This window comes from Streptosporangium sp. NPDC049046 (genome assembly GCF_040649155.1).
In the GTDB taxonomy this organism is placed as follows: Bacteria; Actinomycetota; Actinomycetes; order Streptosporangiales; family Streptosporangiaceae; genus Streptosporangium.
On sequence record NZ_JBEZEZ010000046.1, the window covers coordinates 1 to 25,708 of the forward strand.

At 68.8% G+C, this 25,708-nt stretch carries 29 protein-coding genes and 1 tRNA gene; 21 read left to right on the top strand and 9 right to left on the bottom strand.

Annotated features, from left to right (window positions below):
• Positions 1-563: 563 nt before the first annotated feature.
• The gene (locus tag AB0B96_RS37775) at positions 564-776 is read right to left on the bottom strand and encodes a hypothetical protein (protein WP_362906728.1); all 213 of its coding nucleotides are present in this window, start codon (positions 774-776) and stop codon (positions 564-566) included.
• Positions 777-818: 42 nt separating this feature from the next.
• A complete protein-coding gene (locus tag AB0B96_RS37780; RefSeq protein ID WP_362906730.1) occupies positions 819-1,178 on the bottom strand; it encodes a DUF6247 family protein in 360 nt (119 codons plus the stop codon).
• 549 nt (positions 1,179-1,727) lie between these two features.
• Between AB0B96_RS37780 and AB0B96_RS37785 the strand changes: the two genes are divergently transcribed.
• The 4 genes from AB0B96_RS37785 (at position 1,728) to AB0B96_RS37800 (ending at position 4,050) form a co-directional block, all read left to right on the top strand.
• Positions 1,728-2,645, top strand: a complete 918-nt coding sequence (locus tag AB0B96_RS37785) for an alpha/beta fold hydrolase (protein WP_362906732.1) — start codon at positions 1,728-1,730, stop codon at positions 2,643-2,645.
• 21 nt (positions 2,646-2,666) lie between these two features.
• Positions 2,667-3,326 carry a TetR family transcriptional regulator C-terminal domain-containing protein gene (locus tag AB0B96_RS37790; RefSeq protein ID WP_362906734.1) on the top strand — a complete coding sequence of 220 codons (660 nt, stop codon included), beginning with the start codon at positions 2,667-2,669 and terminating at the stop codon, positions 3,324-3,326.
• Positions 3,327-3,446: 120 nt separating this feature from the next.
• Positions 3,447-3,731 (top strand): hypothetical protein, encoded by a 285-nt coding sequence (locus tag AB0B96_RS37795; RefSeq protein ID WP_362906736.1) that lies wholly within the window; start codon positions 3,447-3,449, stop codon positions 3,729-3,731.
• Complete coding sequence (locus AB0B96_RS37800) at positions 3,661-4,050, top strand: tyrosine-type recombinase/integrase (RefSeq protein ID WP_362906738.1); 390 nt, start codon at positions 3,661-3,663, stop codon at positions 4,048-4,050. The genes AB0B96_RS37795 and AB0B96_RS37800 overlap by 71 nt, the downstream gene beginning before the upstream one ends.
• An 80-nt stretch (positions 4,051-4,130) precedes the next feature.
• On the opposite strand, the gene AB0B96_RS37805 is transcribed toward AB0B96_RS37800, so the two are convergent.
• A tRNA-Gly gene (locus AB0B96_RS37805) sits at positions 4,131-4,204 on the bottom strand.
• Between the two features lie 130 nt (positions 4,205-4,334).
• Between AB0B96_RS37805 and dcd the strand changes: the two genes are divergently transcribed.
• The 3 genes from dcd to AB0B96_RS37820 all read left to right on the top strand — a co-directional run bounded on the left by dcd (position 4,335) and on the right by AB0B96_RS37820 (position 7,075).
• Positions 4,335-4,910, top strand: a complete 576-nt coding sequence (gene dcd / locus AB0B96_RS37810; protein WP_362906740.1) for a dCTP deaminase — start codon at positions 4,335-4,337, stop codon at positions 4,908-4,910.
• A gap of 542 nt (positions 4,911-5,452) precedes the next feature.
• A complete protein-coding gene (locus tag AB0B96_RS37815; RefSeq protein ID WP_030924556.1) occupies positions 5,453-6,070 on the top strand; it encodes a DUF47 family protein in 618 nt (205 codons plus the stop codon).
• On the top strand, positions 6,071-7,075 hold the full coding sequence (locus tag AB0B96_RS37820) for an inorganic phosphate transporter (protein ID WP_350943060.1): 1,005 nt from the start codon (positions 6,071-6,073) through the stop codon (positions 7,073-7,075).
• Positions 7,076-7,274: 199 nt separating this feature from the next.
• Here the strand turns inward: AB0B96_RS37820 and mshD are convergent, their stop codons facing one another.
• Complete coding sequence (gene mshD, locus AB0B96_RS37825; RefSeq protein WP_362906743.1) at positions 7,275-8,192, bottom strand: mycothiol synthase; 918 nt, start codon at positions 8,190-8,192, stop codon at positions 7,275-7,277.
• A gap of 131 nt (positions 8,193-8,323) precedes the next feature.
• Here mshD and AB0B96_RS37830 point away from each other — a divergent pair, with 131 nt between their 5' ends.
• The 3 genes from AB0B96_RS37830 to AB0B96_RS37840 all read left to right on the top strand — a co-directional run bounded on the left by AB0B96_RS37830 (position 8,324) and on the right by AB0B96_RS37840 (position 12,350).
• Positions 8,324-10,129: a bifunctional metallophosphatase/5'-nucleotidase gene (locus tag AB0B96_RS37830; protein ID WP_362906745.1), complete on the top strand. Its 1,806-nt coding sequence runs from the start codon at positions 8,324-8,326 to the stop codon at positions 10,127-10,129.
• A gap of 404 nt (positions 10,130-10,533) precedes the next feature.
• A complete protein-coding gene (locus tag AB0B96_RS37835; protein ID WP_362906748.1) occupies positions 10,534-11,667 on the top strand; it encodes a sensor histidine kinase in 1,134 nt (377 codons plus the stop codon).
• Complete coding sequence (locus tag AB0B96_RS37840; protein ID WP_350943067.1) at positions 11,664-12,350, top strand: response regulator transcription factor; 687 nt, start codon at positions 11,664-11,666, stop codon at positions 12,348-12,350. Before AB0B96_RS37835 ends, AB0B96_RS37840 begins: the two co-directional genes overlap by 4 nt.
• 99 nt (positions 12,351-12,449) lie before the next feature.
• Here the strand turns inward: AB0B96_RS37840 and AB0B96_RS37845 are convergent, their stop codons facing one another.
• The gene (locus tag AB0B96_RS37845) at positions 12,450-13,163 is read right to left on the bottom strand and encodes a response regulator transcription factor (RefSeq protein ID WP_350943069.1); all 714 of its coding nucleotides are present in this window, start codon (positions 13,161-13,163) and stop codon (positions 12,450-12,452) included.
• A 206-nt stretch (positions 13,164-13,369) separates the two neighbouring features.
• Between AB0B96_RS37845 and AB0B96_RS37850 the strand changes: the two genes are divergently transcribed.
• The 9 genes from AB0B96_RS37850 to AB0B96_RS37890 all read left to right on the top strand — a co-directional run bounded on the left by AB0B96_RS37850 (position 13,370) and on the right by AB0B96_RS37890 (position 18,233).
• Positions 13,370-13,621, top strand: coding sequence for a MoaD/ThiS family protein (locus tag AB0B96_RS37850; protein ID WP_362906751.1), 252 nt, complete (start codon positions 13,370-13,372; stop codon positions 13,619-13,621).
• Positions 13,622-13,721: 100 nt separating this feature from the next.
• Positions 13,722-14,402 (top strand): DUF2993 domain-containing protein, encoded by a 681-nt coding sequence (locus AB0B96_RS37855; protein ID WP_362906753.1) that lies wholly within the window; start codon positions 13,722-13,724, stop codon positions 14,400-14,402.
• Positions 14,403-14,450: 48 nt separating this feature from the next.
• Positions 14,451-14,963: a sigma-70 family RNA polymerase sigma factor gene (locus AB0B96_RS37860; RefSeq protein ID WP_350943074.1), complete on the top strand. Its 513-nt coding sequence runs from the start codon at positions 14,451-14,453 to the stop codon at positions 14,961-14,963.
• The gene (locus AB0B96_RS37865) at positions 14,960-15,823 is read left to right on the top strand and encodes a zf-HC2 domain-containing protein (RefSeq protein ID WP_362906755.1); all 864 of its coding nucleotides are present in this window, start codon (positions 14,960-14,962) and stop codon (positions 15,821-15,823) included. The genes AB0B96_RS37860 and AB0B96_RS37865 overlap by 4 nt, the downstream gene beginning before the upstream one ends.
• Positions 15,824-16,089: 266 nt before the next feature.
• Complete coding sequence (locus AB0B96_RS37870) at positions 16,090-16,446, top strand: thioredoxin family protein (protein WP_350943562.1); 357 nt, start codon at positions 16,090-16,092, stop codon at positions 16,444-16,446.
• 91 nt (positions 16,447-16,537) lie between these two features.
• Entirely contained in the window at positions 16,538-16,621 is an 84-nt protein-coding gene (locus AB0B96_RS37875; RefSeq protein WP_350943563.1) for a putative leader peptide, read from the top strand.
• Between the two features lie 62 nt (positions 16,622-16,683).
• Complete coding sequence (locus tag AB0B96_RS37880) at positions 16,684-17,082, top strand: DUF4395 domain-containing protein (RefSeq protein ID WP_350943077.1); 399 nt, start codon at positions 16,684-16,686, stop codon at positions 17,080-17,082.
• Between the two features lie 15 nt (positions 17,083-17,097).
• Positions 17,098-17,937, top strand: a complete 840-nt coding sequence (locus AB0B96_RS37885) for a sulfurtransferase (protein ID WP_350943079.1) — start codon at positions 17,098-17,100, stop codon at positions 17,935-17,937.
• Positions 17,937-18,233, top strand: a complete 297-nt coding sequence (locus tag AB0B96_RS37890; RefSeq protein WP_350943081.1) for a DUF1416 domain-containing protein — start codon at positions 17,937-17,939, stop codon at positions 18,231-18,233. Before AB0B96_RS37885 ends, AB0B96_RS37890 begins: the two co-directional genes overlap by 1 nt.
• A gap of 325 nt (positions 18,234-18,558) precedes the next feature.
• On the opposite strand, the gene AB0B96_RS37895 is transcribed toward AB0B96_RS37890, so the two are convergent.
• Positions 18,559-19,623, bottom strand: coding sequence for a DsbA family protein (locus AB0B96_RS37895; protein WP_362906758.1), 1,065 nt, complete (start codon positions 19,621-19,623; stop codon positions 18,559-18,561).
• Positions 19,624-19,720: 97 nt separating this feature from the next.
• On the opposite strand from AB0B96_RS37895, the gene AB0B96_RS37900 reads away from it, so the two are divergent.
• Positions 19,721-21,016, top strand: a complete 1,296-nt coding sequence (locus AB0B96_RS37900) for a hypothetical protein (RefSeq protein WP_362906760.1) — start codon at positions 19,721-19,723, stop codon at positions 21,014-21,016.
• On the opposite strand, the gene AB0B96_RS37905 is transcribed toward AB0B96_RS37900, so the two are convergent.
• The 3 genes from AB0B96_RS37905 to AB0B96_RS37915 are packed head-to-tail and all read right to left on the bottom strand — an operon-like array spanning position 21,006 to position 23,556.
• On the bottom strand, positions 21,006-22,211 hold the full coding sequence (locus AB0B96_RS37905; RefSeq protein ID WP_362906762.1) for a hypothetical protein: 1,206 nt from the start codon (positions 22,209-22,211) through the stop codon (positions 21,006-21,008). The two genes, AB0B96_RS37900 and AB0B96_RS37905, sit on opposite strands and share 11 nt — an antisense overlap.
• A complete protein-coding gene (locus AB0B96_RS37910) occupies positions 22,211-22,903 on the bottom strand; it encodes a hypothetical protein (protein ID WP_362906764.1) in 693 nt (230 codons plus the stop codon). Before AB0B96_RS37910 ends, AB0B96_RS37905 begins: the two co-directional genes overlap by 1 nt.
• A complete protein-coding gene (locus tag AB0B96_RS37915) occupies positions 22,900-23,556 on the bottom strand; it encodes a hypothetical protein (RefSeq protein ID WP_362906766.1) in 657 nt (218 codons plus the stop codon). The genes AB0B96_RS37910 and AB0B96_RS37915 overlap by 4 nt, the downstream gene beginning before the upstream one ends.
• A 167-nt stretch (positions 23,557-23,723) precedes the next feature.
• Between AB0B96_RS37915 and AB0B96_RS37920 the strand changes: the two genes are divergently transcribed.
• On the top strand, positions 23,724-25,670 hold the full coding sequence (locus AB0B96_RS37920; protein ID WP_362906768.1) for a hypothetical protein: 1,947 nt from the start codon (positions 23,724-23,726) through the stop codon (positions 25,668-25,670).
• Positions 25,671-25,708 lie beyond the last annotated feature (38 nt).

Genomic DNA, 25,708 nt, shown 5'->3' on the forward strand with positions numbered 1-25,708 from the left:
TCGCGTGTACGTCAGCCGGTAGACGTTCCTCGGCCATGGGACGCCAACGGTCACAGACGGTCTTGATCCGGAGGAGTCGAGATGTTGGGCTTGCCTGGGACGTGGCAGACGGGAAGAGCCGGCCCCACCTCAGCCAACCACGACTCTGCGATCGGCAGTCTCGATCATCCCGGAGCGGAGTCCCCCGCCGGAGGCGTCAGCTTCGAAAGAGCCGGATAAGCGCGATGGCTATCACCACGGGGATGACAACCGCCGCTACGAGTACAAGAAGAATGAAGATCCCGAACGGAGAGTAGATCACGGCCTGCTCCTGTCGACAGGCTGATCATATGCATGCCCAGGAAGCAGGGCGGCGGCGGGCCGGTGGGCAGCAGAGCGACGCGCGGCCATCCCCACGCAGCCGCCGCGTCCTTCTTCCCTCTCTCTGCCTGCCGGGATCTTCTTTGCCGCCGTACGAATGAGGTCGGGTCGACTCCCGGTTTCATATCGGCCGGGTGGACACAGGACCCTTTGGCTTCCCACTGGCTGCCCTGTGAACGGGCACGACATGCTGTAAGCGACGATCAGTCGCACCAGACCACTTGGATGATCTCTACCAGGCGTCGGTACTCGACAATCAGATATGTGATCATCCCGGCTCCGCCTTCACCGAAGGTACGTGTCCTCACCGGGGCGTCGGGCCGTTCCCTCATGAAAGGGTTACCGTTCCAGGGAGCGACCTGTAGAAACACGGTTGCCTCGTGGAACGCGACGAGCGCCTCGGCTGGAAGGGCCATGATCTGCTCGTCGACCTGCTTGTCCTTGCCGACCGTGTATATCTACACGTCCAGCTTCACGCCGAGTTCGGCGGCCCGCTCGGCCAAGACGTCATGCAGCGGCCGATCCGAGACGTACTCACCGCTCTCGATCTGCTCCTGGACGCGAACGGCCTGCTCAAGAACCTCTTCGTACTCCCCGGTCGCCTTCATCCTGGCCATATGCCACCAGTGAGCGAGTAGATCGTTGACGGGGGAGAGGTCCAGTTCCTCGGTGGCCTTTGTCATGGCCTGGCGGTAGTCCCTGTCGAAGTAGCCGCGATCCTCAGGAGGTAGGCAGGTACGGATGTTGCGGGGGCTCCGGTCTGCTTTCAGGGACTCCACGATCTGCTCGGGGGTGCGTGTGGTGACCAGCTCGTTCATGCTGCCACCTCCTTGGGCTGAAAGCGCTCCAGCCACTGGGGCAACCGGGCGCGATGCGTGTCTTCGAGCTTAGCCGCGCATCAGCCTCTGGTCGGGGTGAAGTGCGGTGATCCAGGCGGTGACCTTGGGGCGGCTTCCGGCCCGGAGGCGAATCGGTGGACAGCCCGAAGTTTGATCTTTGAATTCGGTGATTCGTCGGCATTGTCCAACGCGCAGCCGCTCCGGCCCCGTCGGGCCGGACCTCCATGGTGCGAGGGGTGATCGGCCTCGGCGGTTACCGGAGAACGGCTAAGGCCCCGGTCCGGATCCATGTCCTGACGAGGGCGTTGAAGAGTGGAGCGGGTGACGGGAATCGAACCCGCGCTGCCAGCTTAGGAAGTCTTTCAACATCATGCGGTTTGAGCCGGGGAAACGGTGACCTGGGCGTATATGTGTCGAGTGACCGTGAGTCCCTGCAGGTTGCTGACCGTACGGGCGTGCGAGCCCTCTCGCGGTCTCGCCGGCCACTCGTTAGGATACGACTGTATCCATTCGAGAGATGGGGTCACCATGCGCATTCCTGACCGGCCGTCCGCCTTCACCAGCGCCTCTGCCCGTGACAAGTACTACGCCGTCTACGACCGGTTGCTCGGCGAGCTGTGGCCGGTGCCGGTAGACGCCATCGACGTGGAGACCCGCGCCGGCACTGTGCGGACCTACCGGGCCGGGCCCGCCGAGGGGGACCCCGTGGTCCTCTTGGCTGGTGCCGGTGCGAACGCGTTGGCCTGGTACCGCTACATTGAGCCGCTGGCGCGCACGCGCCCGGTCCTTGCCGTCGACCCTCTGGGCGAGCCAGGCCGCTCGGTTCAGAGGCGACTGCTCGCGACCGGTGCCGACGTCGGTGGCTGGGTCACCGACGTACTGGCCGCGGTCGGAGCCGAGCGCGCACACGTGGCGGGCTTCTCTGCCGGCGGCTGGGCCGCAGTGGAACAGCAACTCGGCGGGGGCGGCCGGGTCGCGGCGCTGACGCTGGTGGACCCGGGCGGCTTCGCGCCGTTGCCCAGGCGGTTCATCCGCTGGGCCCTTGCCGGGGCCCTTGCCTCCATCCTTCCTCGCACGTTGCGACACCGCATGGCCGGCGTGGTGGACAACGGGGTGCTGCGCGAGGATGGGCTGGTGGAGTTGATGCGGGCCGGCTGGTCCTTCCGCCGGCGCGTGCTTATCCCGCCCGCCTACACCGACGAGCAGATACGCGAGGTGTCCGTACCCGTGCAGGTGTTGCTGGGCGCCCGCAGCGCGCTGCTCGACGCGCAGGCGCTGGCTGCGCGGCTGGCCGATATCGCGCCGTCCTGGCGCGTGGAGATCGTGCCCGGCACCGGACATTCGCTGCCCGTCGAAGCTCCGGACCTGGTCGCCGAGCGGATCCTCACCTTTCCCGGCCAGGCGCGGCCCGAGACCGCAACGCCGAAGCGCAGCACGAACAGGTAGGAAACGGGCATGCCTCGACAAGTGGATCATGACGAGCGGCGGCGCCAGTTGACCGAGGCGCTGCTGCGCATCGCCAGCACCCGCGGCCTGCAGGCAGTATCGATGCGTGAGATCGCCGCCGAGGCCGGGGTCTCGCTGCGCGTCGTCCAGTACTACTTCAACAACAAGCAGGCCCTGCTCGAGTCCGGCCTCACCGAGTTGGGCGCCCGCATGGACCGCCGGGTCAAGCAGCGGGCCGCCGCTGCCGCGGGCGAGCTGACACCGCGAGGCGTTTTCGCCGCCGTCCTCGGCGTGATCGTGCCCTTCGACGAGCAGAGCCGCCTGGATTCCATGGCCTGGACCGCCTACTACACCGCCGCCCTCACTGACCCGGCGCTCGCCGCGGTCGGGCTCACTCTGCCCAACGCACTGGAGAACTTTCTCACCGTACGGTTGACCGCCGCGCAGCAGGCCGGGGACATTGCCCCCGATCGTGACCCGCGTACCGAAGTCGCGGGCCTTCTGGCGCTCGCCAACGGCTTGACCTCGAGTGTCCTCAGCGGGCAGCGCAGCCACGAGGCCGCCACCAAGGTCATCGACTACTGTCTGGACCGCCTGTTCGGGCCGGGCCTTGCTCCTCGGAGCCTGGCCCACGAGATTCGGGCAGGTGCAGACGCGGCCACGAGCCGCAGCGACGATTGACTGGGTTCCGAACGACAGGTTCGCACCTTGCCTACTAAGCGGCGGCGGGTCGGCGACAGAGGTGCAAGCCCGGAATGATGTATTCCTGTCTATCTACACATGCCGCCAAGGACAGAGATCGTGCGATCGCCGACGCCATGGGCGCGATCGTCAAGCAAGGGCTCGGCACGTTTCCGGGCGCTGGTGCTCCTGGCGACGTTCGGCAGTCTGCGGTGGGGTGAGCTCGCGGCGCTCCGGCGCAAGAACCTCGACCTGGACGCCTGGACGGTCCGGGTGGTGGCCTCCACCACCGAACTCAAGGACGGATCGGTGACCGTCGGCCTTCCCAAGTCCGTTGCCGGTATGCGGACGGTCGCTCTTCCCGAGGTGGTCGTCTCGGAGCTCCGCGTACACCGAGGAGCATGACGAGGCGTTCGTCTTCCTCGGTGCGAAGGGTGCGATGCTGCGGCGGCCGGCCTTCAGCCGGATCTGGGCCAAGACTCTGAAGGAGGCGAACCTTTCCGGCGTCCACTTCCACGACCTTCGCCATACGGGCAACACGTTCGCCTCGCAGTCGGGCGCGACGCTGCGGGAGCTGATGAACCGGATGGGGCACTCGACCACCCGGGCCGCGCTGATTTATCTGCACACCGAGAACGGGCGGGATCAGATGATCGCCGACGGCATGGGGAAGCTCGCCGAAGCGGCCCTCAGGAAAGAGGATCCACCGGGATCGGGCACGTAACGGGCACGGAAGATCGAAGAGGCTCGGAAAACAACTAAGGCCCCGGTTCGGATTTGCATCCTGACCTGGGCCTTCAGTCTTGGAGCGGGTGACGGGAATCGAACCCGCGCTGTCAGCTTGGGAAGCTGATGTTCTGCCATTGAACTACACCCGCGTGCGGCGTACCGCGCGTCACCACTCTAGCGGAAAGTTGGGCGGCTCTCGCCCCTGAAGGGGAGCAAGATTCGCAGGACGGGCTTCACGGCTCCGGCGTCGGTGGGTTCCGAGTTGGTAGGTTCCAACACGTGCTGCTTTCCGATCGTGACATCACCGCTGAGATCAAGGCCGGGAGGGTGAGGATCGATCCCTTCCAGTCTGAGATGATCCAGCCGTCCAGCGTCGACGTGCGCCTGGACCGCTACTTCCGGGTCTTCGAGAACCATCGATACCCGCATATCGATCCGGCGGTCGAGCAGCCCGATCTGACGCGGATGGTCGAGCCGGACAAGGACGAGCCGTTCATCCTGCATCCGGGGGAGTTCGTGCTGGCGAGTACGTACGAGGTCGTCACGCTGCCGGACGACATCGCCTCGCGGCTGGAGGGCAAGAGCTCGCTGGGCAGGCTCGGGCTGCTGACACACTCGACGGCCGGGTTCATCGACCCGGGGTTCAGCGGGCACGTCACGCTGGAACTCTCCAATGTCGCGACACTGCCGATCAAGCTCTGGCCCGGTATGAAGATCGGTCAGCTCTGCATGTTCAGGCTCAGCTCTCCGGCCGAGTATCCCTACGGGTCGGAGAAGTACGGATCCCGCTACCAGGGTCAGCGGGGCCCGACTCCGAGCCGTTCCTACCTCAACTTCCACCGGACACCGATCTGAGGCCTCGGGACGGACTCCCGACAAAGATGAACTAACAGTGAATTCAAAATGAACTTTCCTGTAGGTCCGGGCTGCCCTGACGGGGTGAACCTGTCGGGAGGTGGACAGCCCCGGGGCTCGCGACGGCGAGAGGCCGAGGGGGCGGACACACGAGCGAGATTGCCGTGACCAGCGACGACGCGGTTCGTCGGGGGGCCGTGACGGAAATCACTCCGGGGTTTCTCGACGGGGCGACGGCCTCTGGTGATCTCGGTGAACCGCCCGGGAAGTACGTCAGAAGCGGAGGTTTCCGACGTGAACCTGGGGAAGATGCCAGATGGCGTTCAGAGGCGGAGAAGTCCCATACTTGGCCTGTCTTCGTCATACTGTGGCCGAAAACCAGTAAAAACGGTCATCGGAAAGATGCCCTCAAGGCTGCCTCAAGCCGCGTGTCGCTGGGTAGCGACATCGGGAAGAGTGCATGTCTAGCGGGTGAAGTTCGTATTTCCGCTGGTAACCCTTACCCTTCTCTGCGGACCATCCCCGCACATCTGGAGAACGACGTGCGTCTGCGTCTCACACCTAGTGAGGACAGCTACTACGACTTGTTCGCCGACTCGGCGAACAACCTCGTCACAGCGTCCCGCCTGCTGGTAGAGATCATCAGTGACGGATCGGACAGGGAAGCCCTGGCTGAGAAGATGCGCGCATGTGAGCACGCCGGCGACGAGCGTACTCACGCGATCATGAATCGACTCAACGAGAGCTTCATCACCCCCTTCGACCGCGAGGACATCTATCGCCTCGCCTCGAACCTCGACGACGTCATGGACTACATGGAGGCGGCCGCCGACCTCATCGTCCTGTACCAGATCGACCACCTCCCCAAGGAGGTCGTCCGGCAGGTCGAGGTGCTGGAGCGCGCCGCGGAGCTCACCGCCGAGGCGATGCCGCGGCTGCGTTCGATGAAGAACCTCAACGAGTACTGGATCGAGATCAACCGGCTGGAGAACCAGGCCGACCAGGTCTACCGCCGTCTTCTCGCCAAGCTCTTCGGCGGGGAGTACGACGCGTTGACCGTCCTCAAGATGAAGGAGGTCATCGATCAGCTCGAGATGGCCGCCGACGCCTTCGAGCACGTGGCCAACACGATCGAGTCGATCGCGGTCAAGGAAAGCTAAGTGGATCTCACGCTCGCACTCGTCATCAGCGTGGTGGTCGTGGCGTTGGTGTTCGACTACACCAACGGCTTTCACGACGCCGCGAACGCGATCGCGACCTCCGTCTCGACGCGTGCGCTGACGCCGAGGGCCGCGCTGTTCATGGCCGCGGCGATGAACTTCCTGGGTGCGCATCTCGGTACGCAGGTGGCCGCGACCGTCGGCAAGGGCATCATCGACGCCCCACAGGGGAGCCACGGTCTCGTCATCGTCGGTTCCGGTCTGATCGGCGCGATCACCTGGAACATGGTCACGTGGTACTTCGGCCTTCCCTCCTCGAGCAGTCACGCGCTGATCGGCGGTCTCGTCGGTGCCGCGCTCGCCTCGGCGAGCGTCGTCCACTGGGACGGGGTGGTGGAGAAGGTCGTCATTCCGATGATCCTGTCTCCGCTGGTCGGCTTCAGCCTCGCCGGGCTGATCATGATCGGGATTCTGTGGGGGTTCCGGCGTGCCCAGCCCACGAAGGCGAACCGGGGCTTCCGGCACGCGCAGACCGTGTCCGCGGCGGCGATGGCGCTGGGCCACGGCCTCCAGGACGCACAGAAGACCATGGGGGTCATCTTCCTCGCCCTCGTGGTCGGCGGCTACCAGAACGACGGTGACCCGATCCCCCAGTGGGTCATCCTCGCCGCCGCCACGGCCATCTCGCTCGGCACGTACGCGGGCGGCTGGCGGATCATGCGGACGCTGGGGCGCCGGATCATCGCGCTCGACCCGCCGCAGGGGTTCGCCGCGGAGGCGGCCGCCGCGACCGTGCTCTACACGGCGGCCATCGGCTTCGGCGCCCCGATCTCGACCACCCACACGATCACCAGCGCGATCATGGGCGTCGGCGCCACCAAGCGCCTGTCGGCCGTGCGCTGGGGCGTCGCCGGCAACATCGTGACCGCCTGGGTCCTCACGATCCCGGCCGCCGCGTTCGTCGCCGCGCTGTCCTACTTCGTGCTCCACTGGATGATCGAGTAGTTCTCGGGCGACCGCGCCGGACCGGGGTGCCCCCGGTCCGGCGCGTCCTGCCTCCGGGGTCACCCCTCAGCCACAGGGCTTCCGAGGTCACCCTCAGGTACAGGGTCTCCGAGGTCACCCTCAGCCACAGGGCCTCCGGGGTCACTCTCAGGTACCCGGGGGATGTCTCCGTCCCCCGGGGGTCACGCGAGGGATGTCCCTACTTCCGGTACATCACGTCGACGTCCCAGCGGGTGAAGCCCAGCCCTTCGTACAGGCGGATCGCCGCGGGGTTGCTCTCGTCCACGTACAGCATCACCTGGCTCAGGCCCCGCGACCGCAGGTAGGCCAGGCCCGCGACGGTGAGCGATCTGCCCAGGCCGCCTCCCCGCTCCGCGGGGTCGACGCCGACGACGTACACCTCGCCGAGCGGGTCGTGCGCGTGGTCGCCATCGCCGTGGACCTTGGTCCAGTGAAAGCCCACCAGCCGGTCGCCGTCGCCGGTCGGACGTACGGCGAGGAAGAATCCGGCCGGGTCGAACCAGGGTTCCCGCTCGCGCCGCTCCAGATCCTCGATCGTCCACGCTCCCTGCTCGGGGTGCTGGGCGAACGCCCTGGCGTTGAGCGCCACCCACGCCTCCCGGTCGGAGGTGCCGGGCTCGAACGTGCGCAGCCGCACCCCCTCGGGAAGCTCGAAGCCGGGGATGTCGGAGGACAGGGAGCGGCGCATCCGCCACAGGGACCTGATCCTGTCGAAACCCGCCGACCGGGCGAGGGCCTCGGCGGCCGGATGCCCGCCGTGCGCCCACAGACGCAGGTGCCCGCCGGTGTGGTCGAGCACGGACTCCAGCAGCCGGCGCCCGTATCCCCTCCCGCGGAACGCCGGGTGGACGACCAGCTCCCCGCTGGGTCCCTCCACGGGGTCGGTCGGGTCGACGTGGGCATAGCCCGCGAGGTCGTCCCCGACGTACAGCAGCACGGCTCCGGCCCGCTCGTCGCCGCCGTAGCGCAGGTGCAGCATGACATGTTCGTTGAGCGGTCTGACCTTGTCGGCCTCGGTGGCCGCCTCCACCATCGCGAGAACGTCGGACACCTCCTGGTCGCCGAGCGCTCCCCGGTACTCCACACGCACGTTCATGCTGTGGACTCTAAGCGGGCAGGTCCCTCCCGAGCTCACCGGGGACTGGCAAAAGGCGCCATGCGCTCGCCGGGTGAATCGTTACCTCTAGGCCATTCCTTGCACAGATAGTCCCTTTAGTGTCGTGGTCCATGACGTCTCGTTCCTTCCAGCGGTTGGTCATGGCGGGTGTGCTCGCCGGGACCAGTCTCGTGCTCGCGATTGGACCGGCAGAGGCGGGCAACAAGCCCGCCAAGCCCGCCAAGACGGTGCCGGTCCGCCTGCTCTCCCTCAACGACTTCCACGGCAACCTTGAGCCACCGACCGGTTCATCCGGCCGCATGGTCGACGAGACCGGTGCGACGGTCGACGCGGGTGGTGCCGCGTACGTCGCCACCCACCTCAAGCAGCTCTCCGACAAGAACACGCTGAAGGTCGCCCAGGGCGACCTGATCGGCGCCACCCCCCTGATCTCCGCGGCCTATCACGACGAGCCTTCCGTGGAGTTCCTCGGCAAGGTCGGCGTCACCGCCTCCGCGGTGGGCAACCACGAGTTCGACGAGGGGTACGCCGAGCTCAAGCGCATCATGAACGGTGGCTGCCACCCGGTGGACGGCTGTTCGCCCGCCGGTAGGTGGAAGGGCGCGAAGTACAGCTACATCGGTGCGAACGTCATCTTCAAGCGGCCGGAGAAGGGCGCGGAGAAGCAGGCGCTGGAGGCGCTCGGCGGGACGAACAGCGCCTCGCTGCGCAACCTCCTCAAGGACTACGGCATCCCCGCGCTGCCCCCGGTCGCGATCCGCTGGATGAACGGCGTGCCGATCGGCTTCATCGGCCTCGTCACCAAGACCACCCCGGACATCGTCACCTCCGAGGGCATCAAGGATCTTGAGTTCATCGACGAGGTGAAGGCCGCGAACGTCGCGTCCAAGCTTCTCCAGATCGTCGGCATCAAGGCCCAGGTCGTGCTCGTGCACGAGGGCGACCAGGTCACCGCGGGCCAGTCGCCCGACGCGTGCAGCGCCCAGCCCGGCTCGGGCAACCGGATCGCCACGCAGATCGACGCCGAGATCGACATGATCCTCAGCGGTCACTCCCACCAGGCGTACCTGTGCAATGTGACCGACCCCAAGGGCGGCACCCGTCTCTACAGCCAGGGCGGCTCCTTCGGCCGGGTCATCACCAAGGTCGACTTCCAGGTGGACGTCAAGACCCGCGACGTCGTGCGCTCCACGGTCGTGGCCGACAACCAGGTCGTGACCAGGACCGTCACCCCCGACCCGGAGATCGCCACGTTCGTCCAGACGTGGAAGGACCGCGTCGCGACGGTGGCGAACAGGCCGATCGGCAGGATCACCGCGGACATCACCAACACCGCCGTGGCGTCGGGGGAGTCCTCCCTCGGCAACCTCATCGCGGACGCCCAGCTCGTCTCGACCAGGACCGGCGGCAACGCCGAGATCGCGCTGATGAACCCGGGCGGCGTGCGGGCCAGCCTCAACTACGCGGGCTCGCCCGCGGGTGAGGGAGACGGCGTGGTGACGTACGGCGAGGCGTTCACCGTCCAGCCGTTCAACAATCTCATGCAGGTGGTCACGCTCACCGGCGCGCAGCTCAAGACCGTTCTGGAGCAGCAGTTCGTCGGCGGTCCCAACGCCCAGGCGTTCACCAAGATCCTGCAGCCGTCGTCGAACTTCACCTACACCTACAGCGCGAGCGCGCCGTGGGGTTCGAAGGTCTCCGACATGAAGATCGACGGTGTCGCGGTGACGGACACCCAGACGATCAGGGTCGCGGCCAACAACTTCCTCGTCGGCGGCGGTGACGCGTTCCTCGCCTTCAGGGACGGCACCGACCTGTGGAGCGGCCCGCTGGACATCGACGCCTTCGCCGCCTACTTCGCGGCGAACCCGTCGATCACGCCCCCGGTGCCCAACCACATCACGGTCGTTCCCTGACGCGGGTGCGAACCGTAACGCGGGTGAAAGGCGCGCCGCGCCGCGGAGGTCGCGGTACGTCGTGACGCGTGACGCATCCGCGAGGGTGTGACGCGCGGGAGAGGCCCACCGGACGCGTCCGGTGGGCCTCTCGTTCGAGGTGCACGACTCGTTCGGGGCTACCCGCGACGTCCCGTGTACCCGACTCGTTCGGGTGCCCGACGGCCTCCGCGTGCCCGGTCCGTTCGAGGTGCCCGACCGTGCCCCGCCTCATGTCACGCCGCCTCGGCGGTGTCGCCGTACACCTGCCTCCGCAGGAGCGGTCTCCGCGCTCGTGCGTCAGGCCGGCGTACGTCAGGGGATGTACGGGGGACCTCCTCCTCGCGGGGGTCGGCGAGGCGGATGCGGTGACCTACCGTGTCAGGGTGAGAAGCAGGAGGACCGACGCGCTGACGGCGGCCGGGGTGCTGGCCGGGATCGTCGGGGGCACCTACGGCGGGCTGTCCAGTTCGGGGTCCCCCGAGCGCCCGCTGGACACGTTCGGCCTGGCGTTGATCACGGTGGCGTCGCTGGCGCTCGCGTTCCGGCGGAGCGCGCCGACGCAGGCGGGAGCGATCACGGTGGCCTGCGTCGTGGCCTACTACGCCGGGCGGTATCCGGGGATCTTCGCCGCGGCGCCCGCCCTGATGTCGATCTACACGGCGGCGTCGCTCGGACGGCGTCGCCTCGCGATCTGGCTCGCCGTCGCGATGGGCGTGGGGGTCTACGGCCTCATCGCGCTGTCCGACGTCGACCCCGCCCCCGACGGCGGTTTCACCCTGCTCAGCGGCTGGCTGGTCGCGACGGTCATCCTGGGCGAGACGACCAGGAGCCGCCGCGCGTACCTCGACGAGGTCGAGAGGCGGGCGGTCGAGGCCGAGCGCACCCGCGAGGAGGCGGCGCTGCGCCGGGCCGACGAGGAGCGGCTGTGGATCGCCCAGGAACTGCACGACACCCTCACCCACAACATCTCGGTCATCAACGTCCAGGCGTCCGTCGCGATGCACCTGCTCGACCGGGACCCCGGGCTGTCCCGTGAGGCACTGGCCGTGATCAAGGAGTCGGGACGCGAGGCGATGCGGGAACTGCGTGCCTCGCTGGGCGTGCTGAGGCAGTCCGATCCCGACGGCCCGGAGGCGGGGCTGGACCGGCTGCCCCGGCTGGTCGCGAGGGCGGAGGCGGTGGGGCTGCCGGTGAAGGTCCTCGTCGTCGGAGAGCGCGGGGAACTCGCCCCGGACGTCGACCGGGCGGCCTACCGCATCGCGCAGGAGGCGTTCACCAACGTGCTCCGTCACGCCGGGCCCGCGTCGATCACGCTGACGACCGAGTACCGGCCTGAGACGATCGTGTTGCGCGTCGAGGACGACGGGGAGTCGTCCGCCGAGGTCACGAGGTACGGAATGGGACTGATCGGGATGCGTGAGCGCGCGGTCGCCGCGGGAGGATCGCTCACCGCGGGACCGCACCCGCAGGGCGGGTTCGCCGTACGGGCCGAGCTGCCCCTGGCGGGGCGGCCGTGATCAGGGTGCTGCTCGCCGACGACCAGGCGTTGATCCGCGCGGGCTTCCGCGCCCTGCTCGACCTGGCCGGCGACATCACCGTCGTCGGTGAGGCGGGCAACGGCGTCGAGGCCGTCGAGATGTCCCGCGCGCTGCGGCCCGACGTGGCGCTGCTGGACGTGAGGATGCCGCTGCTCGACGGGATCCAGGCCACCAGGAGGATCGGCGCCGACCCCGAGCTCGACGCGGTGCGCGTGGTGATCCTGACCAACTACGCCCTCGACGAGTACGTCTTCGCCGCGCTGCGCGCCGGGGCCGGGGGATTCCTGCTCAAGGACATCGAACCGGCCGAGCTGCTGAGGTCGGTGCGGGTGGCCGCCGCCGGTGACGCGCTGCTCTCACCCTCGGTGACCCGGCGGCTGATCGAGGAGTACGTGTCCACCCCGCCCAGGCCCGTGGCGGGACCGGGCCTGGAACGCCTCACCGGCCGTGAGCTGGAGATCCTCGCCCTCGTCGCCACCGGCATGTCCAACGCGGAGATGGCCGATCACCTGGCCATCAGCCACGCCACCGTGAAGACACACGTCAGCCGGTCGATGACCAAGCTCGGGGCGCGTGACCGCGCGCAACTCGTCGTCTTCGCCTACGAGTCCGGACTCGTCACACCGGGCAAGGCCGGGACAGCCGGGCGCGGGGACACCTGAATCCCGCCCTCGCGAGAGCCGTCGCGGGGGCGGGAACGTGCCGGCGCCGTTCCCGGTGACTCCTGGAAGTCCTGGGAGCTCCAGGGGAGAGCGGGATCCCTAGTGGCGGACGGGCTCGCGCTCCTCGACGGCCTCGTTGCCGCGCTCGGGGACGAACCGGTAGCCGACGTTGCGTACCGTGCCGATCAGCGCCTCGTACTCGGCGCCGAGCTTGGCGCGGAGCCGCCGGACGTGGACGTCCACGGTGCGGGTGCCGCCGAAGTAGTCGTATCCCCAGACCTCCTGGAGGAGCTGGGCGCGGGTGAACACCCTGCCGGGGTGCTGCGCCAGATACTTCAGGAGCTCGAACTCCTTGAAGGTCAGATCCAGCGCGCGGCCGCGGAGCCTCGCGGTGTAGGTGGCCTCGTCGATCGACAGGTCACCGTTACGGATCTCGTCCGGCACCTCCTCGGCGGCGGACAGGTTGAGCTTGCCCACGGCCATCCTGAGCCGCGCCTCGACCTCGGCGGGTCCGGCGGTGTCGAGGATGACGTCGTCGGCGCCCCACTCCGCGGTCAGCCCGGCGAGACCGCCCTCTGTGACGATCACCACCAGGGGGCAGGCGACGCCCGTGGTGCGCAGCAGCCGGCACAGGCTTTTGGCCTGGACGAGCTCGCGGCGCGCGTCCACCAGAATCGCGTCGGCGGGCGGGGCGTCGAGCAGGGCGGATGCCTCCGCGGGCGCGACCCGTACCGAGTGCAGCAGTAGCCCCAGCGCCGGAAGCACCTCAGTCGAGGGCTCAAGGGCGTTGGTGAGCAGCAGGAGATTGCTCACGATGCCTCCTTCCCGCGTCATGTCGGCGATAGCCGTACAAACACGTAAGGACCCGGGGGCTACGTTGCCCAGGTCCCGTAGTAGGTGAGGATAACCCACAAGGCCGTAGCGTCCAGCGAACGTCCACCTGGTGAACACCCGTTCTCCAGGTGAATTCGCCGTAATGGTGCGGTAACCCTACGTGTGTTTGGGGAGTTGATTCACAGATGGCGTCGGTCGTTGTCAGATATTGGGCCGCGGCAAAGGAAGCGGCGGGGGTCGCCGAGGAGCGTTCCGAGGCCGCGAACCTTGCCGAGTTGATGACGAAAATCACATCTAACCGTGACAGGTTGGCTCGTGTGCTGAATCTGTCATCGTTCCTGGTGAACGGGGATCCGGTGGGCAGGAGAGCCCATGAGACGATCATCCTGACGGACGGGGCGACGGTCGAGGTGCTCCCCCCGTTCGCGGGCGGCTGAGGAGGACGGAAGCTACCGCCGGCGCGGCGTTTCGGACAGGATTGCCGGGGGAGGTCACGCCAATGGCCCCTCCTGGGCCGGAGAACGAAAAGGGAGTCGAATGCGGAAGCTGATCGGTTTTCTCCTCGTACTTCTCGTTCTCGTGGTGATCCTCGACAGGGTCGCCGTCGCGGGTGTCCAGCGCGAGATCGCCACGCAGGCGACGGCCAAGTACGACCTCTCGGCCCCGCCCGAGGTCACGATCGAGGGCATCCCCTTTCTCACCCAGGCGATCGCCGGGCGCTACGAGGAGGTGAACGTCGCCGCGGGCGCGATGACCGTCTCGGGTATCCGCCTGTCGAGCGTCGACTTCACCCTGCACGGCGTCACGGCCCCGCTGGAGGACCTGGTGCTCCGTCCACGGCAGGTGGACATGCGCGCCGAGCGCGTGGAGGGGGTGGTCGTCGTCCCGGTGGAGACGATCAACCAGAAGGCGCCTCGCGGGATCAAGGCCGAGGTCGCGGGTGACGCGCTCAACATCAGCGGGGAGATCACCGTACTGGGGCAGAAGGTGCCCGTGAAGGCGGATCTCAAGGTCGAGATCGCCGAGGGCGGCCTGCAACTCACCCCGGGGAAGGTGACCCTGGGCGGCGGCATCCCCGTCCCCAACCCCGAGCGGTTCATCAACTACCGCATTCCGATCGGGAAGCTGCCGTACAACCTCAAGCTGACCGAGGTGAAGGTCGTTCCGGAAGGGCTGCGCATCTCGGGCGAGGCCTCCGACGTACCCCTCCGAGGCTGAACGTGGCCCGTGCCTGAACCGGATCGTCCCGCCGTACGTCGTGAGGATGTGAGCCAAGCCGGAACCGCCGACGAGCAACTCGTGAGGGCGCTCTTCGACGAGCACGGCGGGCCACTGTACGGCTACGTGTTGCGGCTGACGGGCGACTCGGGGAGAGCGGAGGATGTCGTGCAGGAAACGCTGTTGCGGGCCTGGCGCCATCCCGACGCGTTCGCCGGCCGCTCCATCCGCGCGTGGCTGTTCACGGTGGCACGCAACCTCGTCGTCGACCAGCACCGCGCGCGCAAGGCGCGCCCCCCGGAGACGGGTGACGAGGCGCTCGCCGTGGTGCCCGCCGACGACGAGCTGGAGCGGGCCGTCGAGTCGTGGGCGATCGCCGAGGCGCTGGCCGCGCTGAGGCCCGAGCACCGCGAGGTGCTGGCCGAGGTCTACTACCAGGGGAAATCCGTGAAGGAGGCCGCAGAGTCGCTCGGCATTCCCGCCGGGACGGTTAAATCGCGCACGTATTACGCGCTTCGGGCGCTCAAGCTGGCGCTGGAGGAGCGGGGGCTCGCGCCATGATGATGACCTGTGAAGAAGTACGGATATCGCTCGGCGTCTACACGCTCGGTGCCCTGGAGCCGGACGAGCGGGTGCTCGTCGAGGCCCATCTCGCCGAGTGCGCCGAGTGCCGGGCCGAGCTGGAGGAACTGGCCGGGGTGGCGACGTTCCTCGGCAGGGTGTCCGAGGGCGACGTGGCGCAGGTGGCGAGCCCGCCCACGGTGGTGCTCGACCGGCTGCTCAGCGCGAAGGTCAGACGGCACCGTACGAACCGCCTGATGCTCTCGCTCGCCGCCTCGGTCCTGGTGGTCGGGCTCGGCGGCGGGACCCTGTGGGCCGTCACCCAGTCACCTCCGGAGGCCACCACCGCGTCGGCGCCCAAGTCGTCGGCCGAGGACACCGGGGACGCCGGAGCCGCCCGGGACGCCGAGGGCAGGGCTCCGTCCGACGCCGCCGGCAACCAGGAGAGCGCCCAATCCTTCTCGGACTCGGCCGCGCCCGACGGCAACGCCAGGGCGAAGGCCTCCCGTTCCCCGGTGTCCAGTCCCGCGCCGGAGATCCTGCTCGCCCCGAGCGAGCTGCGGTTCAAGGGGACGGACGACACGGGGACGGTCCGGGCGGTGGTGACCGCGTCCGCGGGCGAGGGGGCGACCACGATCAAGGTCGTGCTCACCGGGGTGGCCAAGGGGACGCGCTGCCGGCTGGAGGTGATCGGGGAAGGCGGACTGAGGGAGACGGCGGGCAACTGGGTCGTCAACCGGGCCGCCTATGACAGGTCGGGCTCTTTCTCGGCCACCACCACGATCCCGCCGGAACGGATCACGGCGTTCGAGATCACCACCGCCGACGGACGGGTGCTGCTCACGATCCCCACCCGCTGAACGTGCCGGGGTCGCGTTCGGGATCTCCACCCGCCGAGCCTGCCGGGGGTCGCGCTCGCGACCCCCGTCGCCGTCGAGCCCGTTGGCGTGCTGCTCACGGTTTCCGCCCGCCGAGCCCGCCGGGGCGGCGCTCACGGCCCCCCACCGGCCGAAACCGTTGGGGCGGCGAGGGAATGGCCTGGGACGTGCGTCTGTTGTCGTGTTCCGTGACAGGTTTGACGGTGGTGGTCGTCACCCTCGCCCTCGGCACGCTCACGGGTGTGGCGATGCGGCGGCGAGACGGCGTGGCGCGAGAGGTGAAGGGCGAGGTGGAGCGGCTCACGTCCGGCGACATCCACGCGGAGCTGGGGGAGCGGGCCACGCTCGTGCAGTTCTCCACCTCCTTCTGCCAGCCGTGCCGGGCGACCCGGCGGATCCTCGGCGAGGTGGCCGAGATGGTGCCCGGCGTCGCGCACGTGGAGATCGACGCGGAGTCCCGCCTCGACCTGGTCCGATCACTGAACATCCTGCGCACCCCCACCGTCCTCGTCCTCGACGCGTCCGGTCAGGTCGTCAAGCGTGCCTCGGGCCAGCCCAGGAAAGCCGACGTCATCGGCGCCCTCGGTCTGGCGGTGGGCGAATGAGCGGGGCACCCTATCGGCCATTGAACGATCATGTCTCAGAAATTGGACAGGGATGTGACAGATGGCGGGACGCCGGGGTAATGTCATGGACATGAACTCCACGACAGAGCTGCTCACGAAGCGGCGCGCGGTTGATTTCTGCCGCGTGACCACCGCGCTCTGTCGCATTTCCTAAGGGCGATCTCAAGCGGCCGTCGAGCCGCACCGATCTGCACAACCCTTCAGGAGCATCAAGCGATGCAGGTTGATTCCCGAGCTCTCCGTTTCTCCGCGGCCGTGACCACCGTTGTGCTCGCACTCGTCCTCGTGACGGGGAACGCATGGCTGCTGGTCGCGCAGGCCGTCGTGTTCGCGCAGGGCGTTCTCGGCACCTCGCCGTACGGGATGATTTTCAAAGGGATAGTGAAGAGTCCGCCGAAGGAACTCGAGGACGCAGCCCCACCGCGCTTCGCGCAGGGGATCGGCCTCGCTTTCGCACTGGTGGGCTTGGTCGGATACGTCGCACAGATAACGCCGCTGGCCCTCGGCGCCGTCGCAGTGGCACTTTTCGCCGCTTTTCTCAATGCCGGTTTTGGTTTCTGTCTCGGCTGCGAGATGTTTTTGATCATTCGCCGTTTACTACCCGCCGCACGATGATCCTGGAGGATCACCATGAGCCGCTCCGCCGTCCTGGTCGACGCCGACTGGGTCGAGGCCAACCTCGACACCCCCGGTGTCGTTCTCGTTGAAGTGGACGAGGACGCCAGCGCATATGACAAGGGCCACATCCGTGGCGCCGTGAAGGTCGACTGGAAGCAGGACCTGCAGGACCCGGTCCGTCGTGACTTCGTCGACCGCGAGGGCTTCGAGGCGCTGCTGTCCGCCCGGGGCATCGCGAACGACGACACCGTGGTTCTCTACGGTGGCAACAACAACTGGTTCGCCGCCTACGCGTACTGGTACTTCAAGCTGTACGGCCACGAGAACATCAGGCTTCTCGACGGTGGCCGCAAGAAGTGGGAGCTTGAGTCCCGCGAGCTGGTCAAGGAGGTGCCGAGCCGCCCCGCCACGACCTACAAGGCCAAGGAGCAGGACCGGTCCCTGCGTGCCTCCCGCGACGAGGTCGTCGCCGCGATCGGCAAGCTCAGCCTGGTCGACGTGCGCTCGCCCGACGAGTTCACCGGCAAGCTGCTCGCCCCCGCGCACCTTCCGCAGGAGCAGGCGCAGCGTGTCGGCCACGTGCCCACCGCCCGCAACATCCCGTGGTCCAAGGCTGCCAACGACGACGGCACCTTCAAGTCCGACGAGGAGCTCAAGTCCCTCTACGAGGGCGCGGGCGTCGACTTCAGCAAGGACATCATCGCCTACTGCCGCATCGGGGAGCGCTCGGCTCACACGTGGTTCGTGCTGCACGAGCTCCTCGACCAGGCCGGTGTCAAGAACTACGACGGTTCATGGGTTGAGTACGGCTCGCTGGTCGGCGTGCCGATCGAACTGGGAGAGGCCCGATAATGACTCAGGGATGCGCTGCTCCGGAACAGACGGTTGCCCTTCCGGCCGGGATCGATCTTGCGAACCAGGCCGTCATCCAGGGTGTGGTCACGGGCGCGGGCACGGCCTACGCCCGTCTGCTCGACAACGCCGGTGAGTTCACCGGTGAGGTCGTGGTGTCCGAGGAGGGAGTCTTCCGCTTCTTCGCCGCCCCCGGTGACTGGACCGTCCGCATCATCGCGGGCGGCGGGGTCACCAAGGACATCCCGGCCCAGGCCCGCCTGGGTGAGGTCACCCAGCTCGCCGTGGCCGTCTGACCCTTCGGGTCCGGCCTCACCACAGCGAGAACCAGTACGTTGCTCCACCAGCGAGAACAGTAAGAACCAGCACGTTGAAAGGACCGGCGTTCCCTCGGGAGGGCCGGTCCTTTTCGCTGCGCCGGACGCACGGAAGGCCCGCCGTCCCCGGCGGTCCGCGGGTTCCGCGGACCGGCTGTTCCGGAGGGGCGCCTGTTCCGGGGCCGATGTTCCCGGGGATCGCGTCAGGTGGTTGTTCCCGGAGGTTCGTCCCCGGGGATCGTGTCGGGCGGTTGTTCCCGGAGGTTCGCCCTCGGGGAAGAGGGCGAACCTCCGCTTTTTCGCGTCAGACGGTGAGGCGGCTCTCGACACGGTCGACGGCGTCGACGTAGTCGGGATCCGGGGACATGGCCGCGGCCAGACGCAGGTGCGGCAGGGCCTCGGGGTGCCGGTTGGCGCGTTCGAGGGTCCTGCCGAGCAGGAACCGGGCGTAGTGGTCACCGGGGGTGCGCTCCAGCAGCGCCTCCAGCGTCTCCCTCGCCCTGCCCAACTGGGCGGAGCCGAAGTAGGCGCGGGCCGCCAGCAGCCGGACGGCGGGGTCGTCGCCGTGATCGGCCAGCAGCGGGCGCAGGGTTCGCAGGGCGCCGAGGGGGTCCCGCGCATCCAGCAGGGTCTCGGCCTGGCGCAGCCACCTGACCTCGTCGGGGAGTTCCCGCCGGGGAGCGGCGTGCCGTACCAGATCGGCGAGGACCTCCGGCGGCTGCGCGCCCGTGACCGCCGTGTCGCCGACCACGAAGGTCGGCGAGGTGGTGACGCCCTCGGCCTTTCCGCGCAGCAGCCAGGAACGAACCTCGTCCGCGCCGTCGCCGCGGTCGAGGGCCTCGGCCATACCGTCCAGACCGGCCTCGGCGGCGAGCGCCGCCAGGGTGGCGCGGTCCCCGATGTCGGAACCCTCGACGAAGTGGGCGCGCAGGATCCGCTCCACGACCGTGTCCTGGAGTGCGGCGCCGCCCCGCCCGTAGGCGAGGGCGACCACCCGGTGGGCGTCGAACGTGTTCGCCCGCCACACGGCGCCCCGTCGCCCGCCGTCACCGGGCCGGTTCCCTGCCAGGACCGGAGTCGGTGTCGCGGTCGGGGCGGAGGCCGGAGTCGGGGTGGAAGCCGAGGTCAGGGGCGAGAGCGAGGGCGGGGTCGGGTTCGAGGGCGGGGTGAGGGCTCGCAGGGCGCCCTCGGCGACCTGGTCGCGAAGCTCCTCCTCCAGCGGCTCCGACGGCACCGGGGCCATCGGATCGATGACGTACGGGCGCCAGACGATCTCCACGTCCTCGCCGAGTCGCGCCTGCTCCAGGCGTCGCTTGCCGATGTAGGCCCACGCGCAGGCCATGTCGGCCCAGACTTCCATGCGCTTCATTGCCGCTGCAACAAACGGGGGCGGTCGTTTATTCGACCGGCCTCTCGGCCTCGCCGGCCGGGCTGCGTTCCGACAGGGGAGTCGTTAGCATGCCTCGGTGCCTGAAACGCCTGTCATGCCCACACAGTCGCCGGCAGTCGACCGGAGGCCCGCCTCGCTCTCCGCGGCCTCGCTGCCCCTGCACACACTCAAGATCTTCGGTGCCTGTGCCCTCACGTTGATCCTCTGGTTCTCGGTGGGCAGGGTGGTCAGGGAACTGCTGATGGTGGCCGCCAGCGAGGTCTCCCACGGGGACCACCGGCAGGTGCGGCTCGTCGTCACGATGTTCGTCTTCACGTTGATCGTGCTGACCGAACTCGTGGTGATGGTCGGCATGCTGCACTCGGTGCGCGGCGCGCTCCGGGAGATCCGGGCGCGGCGGGAGGCGGGCGAGGCGGACGAGAGCATGTTCGGCGCGCTGAACCGCGCCACCCTGGTCTTCGCCACCATCTACCTCGCCTGGGGTTTCCACACCGCGGACGCCAGGGAGTTCATCGCTGTCGACACCGCGAGGCGGGTCGACCAGGACTTCGCGTCGAGCCTCGCGGGGAACGAGATAGAGGGCGGCACCGGGCTCTCCACGCTGGACGTTCGGGTCTCCATCGGGGTCGCCGTGGTCGCGTACCTGCTCAGGATGCTGTTCGCCCGGTGGCACCTCAACGGCAGGGGCAGGGGCAGTGGCGTGCTCGCGACCTTCTTCGAGCTGGCCTTCGCCTTCTACAGCATCAACGCCCTCCTCGCCTTCGCGGAGGCGCGGGCGGACTGGCTGGACCAGCGGGTCGTCGTGGTGACGTTCAAGGAATGGGCCGAGGCGGCGGGTGAGGCCCTGCCGTGGTGGAAGCCCTTCTGGAACGCGGTCGGGGACACCTGGCCCCACGTGGTCGACGGGCTGATCGTCCCGCTCACCTGGCTCACGGTCGCCTCGCTCGTCTACGGCGCGTTCGCCGAGGACACCCGGGCCGTCGTACGGGGAACCAGGCTCGACGGCGTGGCCACCAGGGTGGAGCGGGCCCACGATCTCACCCGGAGCACGATGACCCACGCCACGGCCGGATTCCAGGAGCGCTGGGTTCCCCCGGCGAACGCCTTCCGGCTCGCGGCGAAGGGCGGTCCCGTGCTGTTCGGCGCCCTGTGCCTCTGCTACGTCGCGATCCGCGTGGTGACCGACTACGCGGATCGGGGGGTGCGGATGCTGATCGGCAACGAGGACCCGTTCGTCTGGGTGGCGCTGGCCGGGCCGGTCGAGTTCGTCAGGGAGCTGGTGGTGCTGACGCTGACCGTCTGCCTGCTGGCGGCCACGTTCGACATCGCGGCCACGCGCGGCCGTGAGGCGGGGAGGACGCTCACCGCCTGAAGCGCAGCACCTGGTCCCGGACGGGGTCCTTCTGTGCCGCCGCCTTCTTGAGGATGTCCTCCACGGGCTGGTTCTCCACCACGTGGAACGTGGCGGGACGGACGTGCACCTCGACCTGCCCGGCCAGATGCCGGGGCACCACGCTGATCATGTCGTAGGAGTAGGCGGTGCCGACCCGGTGGTCCTTGACCTCGTCGGGGATGTCGTCGCTCTCGGGGAGGACCTTCCACACGCGACCGTCGGAATGCCGCATCTCGACCTCGGGATCACCCCGCAGGCTGACGCCCTCGGCGTCCAGCGCGGTCCTCGTCACCTTGATCTTCAGCCACTGGCGGTCGGGCGGGAGGGGCTTCTGGCCGGGCAGGTCGTCCACCTGCTCGACCGAGGCCTTCCACGACACGTGCATCAGCGTCATGGCACCCCCGGCGGCGACGGTGTGGATCCTGTCGGCGGGGTTGCCGGTCCGGTAGACGGTGTAACCGCTCCACGTGGAGGCCGCGATGCCGAGCCCGACGGCCACGATCGCCCCACCGACCCGCAGCGCCGTACGGCGGCCCCGCCTCGGCGGGGTCTTCGGTGCGGACGGTTCTTGGGCGGGCACGTCGTCGGCCGGTACGGCGACGGCTGCAGCCTTTCCCGTTCCCGTTCCCGTTCCCGTGACGGAGGGGCGGGGGAGCGGAAGAGCGGAGATGGAGGGGAACGGCTGGGTCGAGACCTCCGCAGGCTCTTCCTCGGGTGGCTTGGGAGGCCAGACCTGTTCGTCAGGAAATATCCGCAGGGGAGCGGGAGTCCACTGGCCGTCGCCCGGAGGTTGCCGACGCTGAGGTGGGGTGGGACGGCTCCGGGCGGGGGCCGGGGGTGTGGCCGGAGGTTCCTGGGTCTGTCCGGTACGCGCTTGCCGGTCGGCGGGGGACACCGGCCAGGTGCCGAGGGCGGTGGGCCAGGGGTTGCCTCGGTAGGGATCGTGAGACGGTGCGGAAGGGCGACCTTCCTGGGCGGGCCGCTCCTGTCGTACGGGCCGGTTCTCCCGTGCGGGCCGGTTGTCCATCATGGGCGGGTTTCCCGTCGCGGGGTTCTCCCGCGCGTGCCGATCTTCTCGCGCGTGCCGTTCCTCGTGCGCGGGCCGCTCCTCCCGTGAGGTGGACCAGGCGCGGTCCTGGTCGTCCTCGGGGCCTCCCCGGTGTGGCGTCCTCATCAGGTCCTGCTCGCCAACTCGTAGACGTCCTTCGCGGTGAAGGTGAGTTGCCGCGCGGCCGTCTCGTCCAGGCCCAGGTCTATCTCGATCTGGGGTCCGTTCGGCTCGACGATGAAACCCGATGAGGGGGCGAGCAGGATCCGGGAGTCAGGGAGTTCCCCGGGCGGGATCTCGAAGACCGTCACGCCCTCGGTCCACCAGCCCGGCTGGAGGTAGGGGTGGGTGACGGTCAGCGTCTGGTCCACCCTGTCGGAGGCCACGTAACGGCGCCCGCCGGCCGTGAGCAGCCGGGGAGGCCCGAACCGCTGCGGCTCCCAGGTCGCGGTGGCGCCCACCTCGACGATGACGAAGATCCCCTTGGCGGTCACGCGTTCCTGCTCGCCGCTCGCCTTCCTGGTCGCGATGGCCTTGGCCGCGTAGACCGCCTTGACCCGCGCGGAGATCCGGGAGCCGGTGACCTCCTCGTTGAAGGCGCCGGTCGAGGTGAGGGGCGCGTCGTGGTCGGCGGCCTCCGAGCCGAAGGCCTGCAGTCCCACGGCGGAGGCCGCGAGCGTGATCCCGGCCAGTACGGCACCGGCGGTGCGCCACCGGCTCGGCCGCGCGGTGGCCCGGTGGGGGGTGGGCGCCCCGGGCATGGAGTGTGTTTCCGACCGCGGAGAGGTCTCGGGCCGGTGCTGGAAGGAGACGTTCACGAACGCGTTCCCCTCGGCATGACGGGCAGCGTGACCTGGGCCGTCACCACGGGCTTCTCCCCGCCCTCGTCACCCTCGCCGTCCTTCGTGACCAGGAACCAGCCCGGCGCGAGGGTGATCCCTTCGCGCCACTCGTACGTGCCGACGTCGATCGTGAGCTGCCTGGGAGGCCGCTGTCCGTCCTCCAGTTCGTACCGGACCACGACGCTGGTCGGCAGGGCCGGGTGCAGTTGACTGCTTTCGCCCCCTCCCGTGGGGGTGAACACCGACGCGCCGTACTTGCCCTTTATCTCCGGGCTGACCTTGAGCAGGGACGTCCCGAAGGACCCACCACCATGACCTTCCTGGTAGGGCACTCCCGTACCGGCGGTCTCTTCGCCCTTGTTGACGACGAGGAGCTCGATCTCCAGGAGGCGCTTGGCCGGGCCGCCGAACAGGCCGGGCTCGCTCACGGTGCGGGAGCCGACGAACGTGGTCGTGAACTGTTCCTGATCCACGGTCGAGCCCTGGCCCAGCCGCTTGGGAGGCTTCTCCGGGGCGGTGGCGAAGCCGCCGAGGACGGTGGTGACTGCCAGACCGGTGACCGTCACCAGAGCGGCGAGTGGGACCGCGATGGGGCGCCGTCCGGTGGGACCCTCGGGAGGGGCAGTCATGAGAAACGATGTTAAACGCTGATGTCCGCCCCATCTGCCCCATCTGTCCCTTAAGTACAGGTAAACCTGGGGAAAATGGAGCGGATTGACGGGAACGCTGCCCGAATACGATGGCGAACTCTTACGCTGTCTCCGAGGCTTTCGATGAGCCCGATGGCGGAGGTTCCGTGGCGGACGTGCATCCCGAGCATGCGCAGCTCCAGGCGGACCGGATCTACCTGGGCTGGCAGTACGCCTTGTTGCACCCTGATCCGGGTCCGGCTCCTAAGCGACCCTCGCCCGTCGAGAATCCTCCCGAGCCGCTCGACCCCGAGTGGGTGCGCAGGGAACGCCTCAACGAGGACCTGCTGAACCGGCCGGTCAAGATCGTCCGTGGGTTCATGGCCGCGCTCGCCACCCTGATCCTCGTCCTCGGACTCACCGAGATGCTCAGCTGGTCGTTCGCCGCCGTCGGGGTGATCGCCGCCGGTGGCATCGCGGCGTTCTGCAGCTACGCCGTCTACCAGGGCGACCGGGCGGTACGCCAGCGCATCAAGGAGCGCGAGGTGGCGGGTGACCGGCTGCGGGAGGAACGTGAGCGGGAGCTCTTCCTCGCCCAGGAGGAGCACGCCGCCCGATACCGGGAGTGGGCGGAGAAGAAGGAGCGCCACGATCGCCAGCTGACCTGGTACGCCGTGGCCGTGCCCGACGAGATCGACCGGATCGACGTGGCCGGAGGCACCCTGCCCGGCTGGTCGGCGTTGATCACCCTGCTCGGCGCGACCCGTCTCTACAGCGGCGGCCACCTGACCGTGCTCGACCTGTCCGAGGGCGCGATCGCCAAGGACCTGATCGAACTCGCGCGCAGGGGTGGCGACGACCCGCTGGTCTGGGTGCTGCCGGTCGACCTGCCCCGGCTCGACCTGGGCGCCACGCTCGCCCCGGAGGCCTTCGCCGACGTTCTCGCCCACGTCGTGAGCGTGAGCGAGGAGCACCGTACGACGAGGGATCTGTCGTTCGACAACGCCATCCTGGAGCGGGTCCTGGAGGTCCTCGGCGAGAGCGCCACGATCAACCAGGTCACCGCCGCCCTGCGTGCCCTCGCCCAGGTCGGCGACCCCCGCGAGGACCTGCGGTTCGGCCTGATCACCGCCACCCAGCTGGAGCGGATCGGCACGCTGTTCGGCCGGGGCGTGAGCGACCGGGTGGTGATCGAGCGGGCGTGGGCGCTGGAGTCGCAGCTGCGCAAGCTGGAGACCCTCGGCTCCGAGGCGGTGCGCCTGCCGCCCGCGCGCCTGCGGGTCGTGTCGATGGACCGGCAGGCGGGCGTGTTCGGCAACCGTGTCCTCGGCACGTACGTCGCGACCGCGCTCACCCACATCCTGCGCCAGTCGCCCGCCTCCGAGCGGCCGTGGTACCACACGATCATCGTCGCCGGCGCGGACAAACTCCGTGGCGACGTGCTCGACCGGCTGATGGACGCCTGCGAGACCTCAAGGACCGGCCTCGTGCTCACCTACCGCGCGCTCACCCCGACCGTACGGGAGCGGCTCGGGCGCGGGCACGCGGCGGTGACGTTCATGCGGCTCGGCAACGCCGAGGACGCCCGGATCGCCAGCGAGCACGTCGGCACCGAGCACCGCCTGGAGCTCGCCCAGCTCACCGAGACGATCAGTGCCGCGGGGGCGGGGATGGACGGCGGTTACGTCTCCACGGTCGGCCAGGCGGACGAGGGCGACGAGGAGCGCGACGTGAACCACACGGACCTCAAGGAGGACATCACCTCCTCCACCGAGTGGGGCCGCCGTGCGACCAAGGCGATGGGGGAGACCGAGCGGGTGTTGCACCGCTCCAGGGAGTTCCTCGTCGAGCCCCATCAGCTCCAGCAGCTCCCCACCACCTCGGTGATCGTCACCGACGCCACCGCCGAGGGCCGCAGGGTCCGCCTCGCCGACGCCAACCCGGCCATACTGACCTTCCCCAAGACGACGCTGGGCGAGTTCGACGAGATCAAGGAGGCCGCGCTGGAACAGGCGCAGGAGAAGAAGCCGGAGCCGCGCGCGTCGAGCGCGTTCGAGGACGCGCCGCCCAACCTCGGTCCGCCTCCGGCGCGGCTCGACTGGCGCCGTCGCTGATGAGATTCCGGTCCACGCCGAGGGGCCCGCTCAGGGGG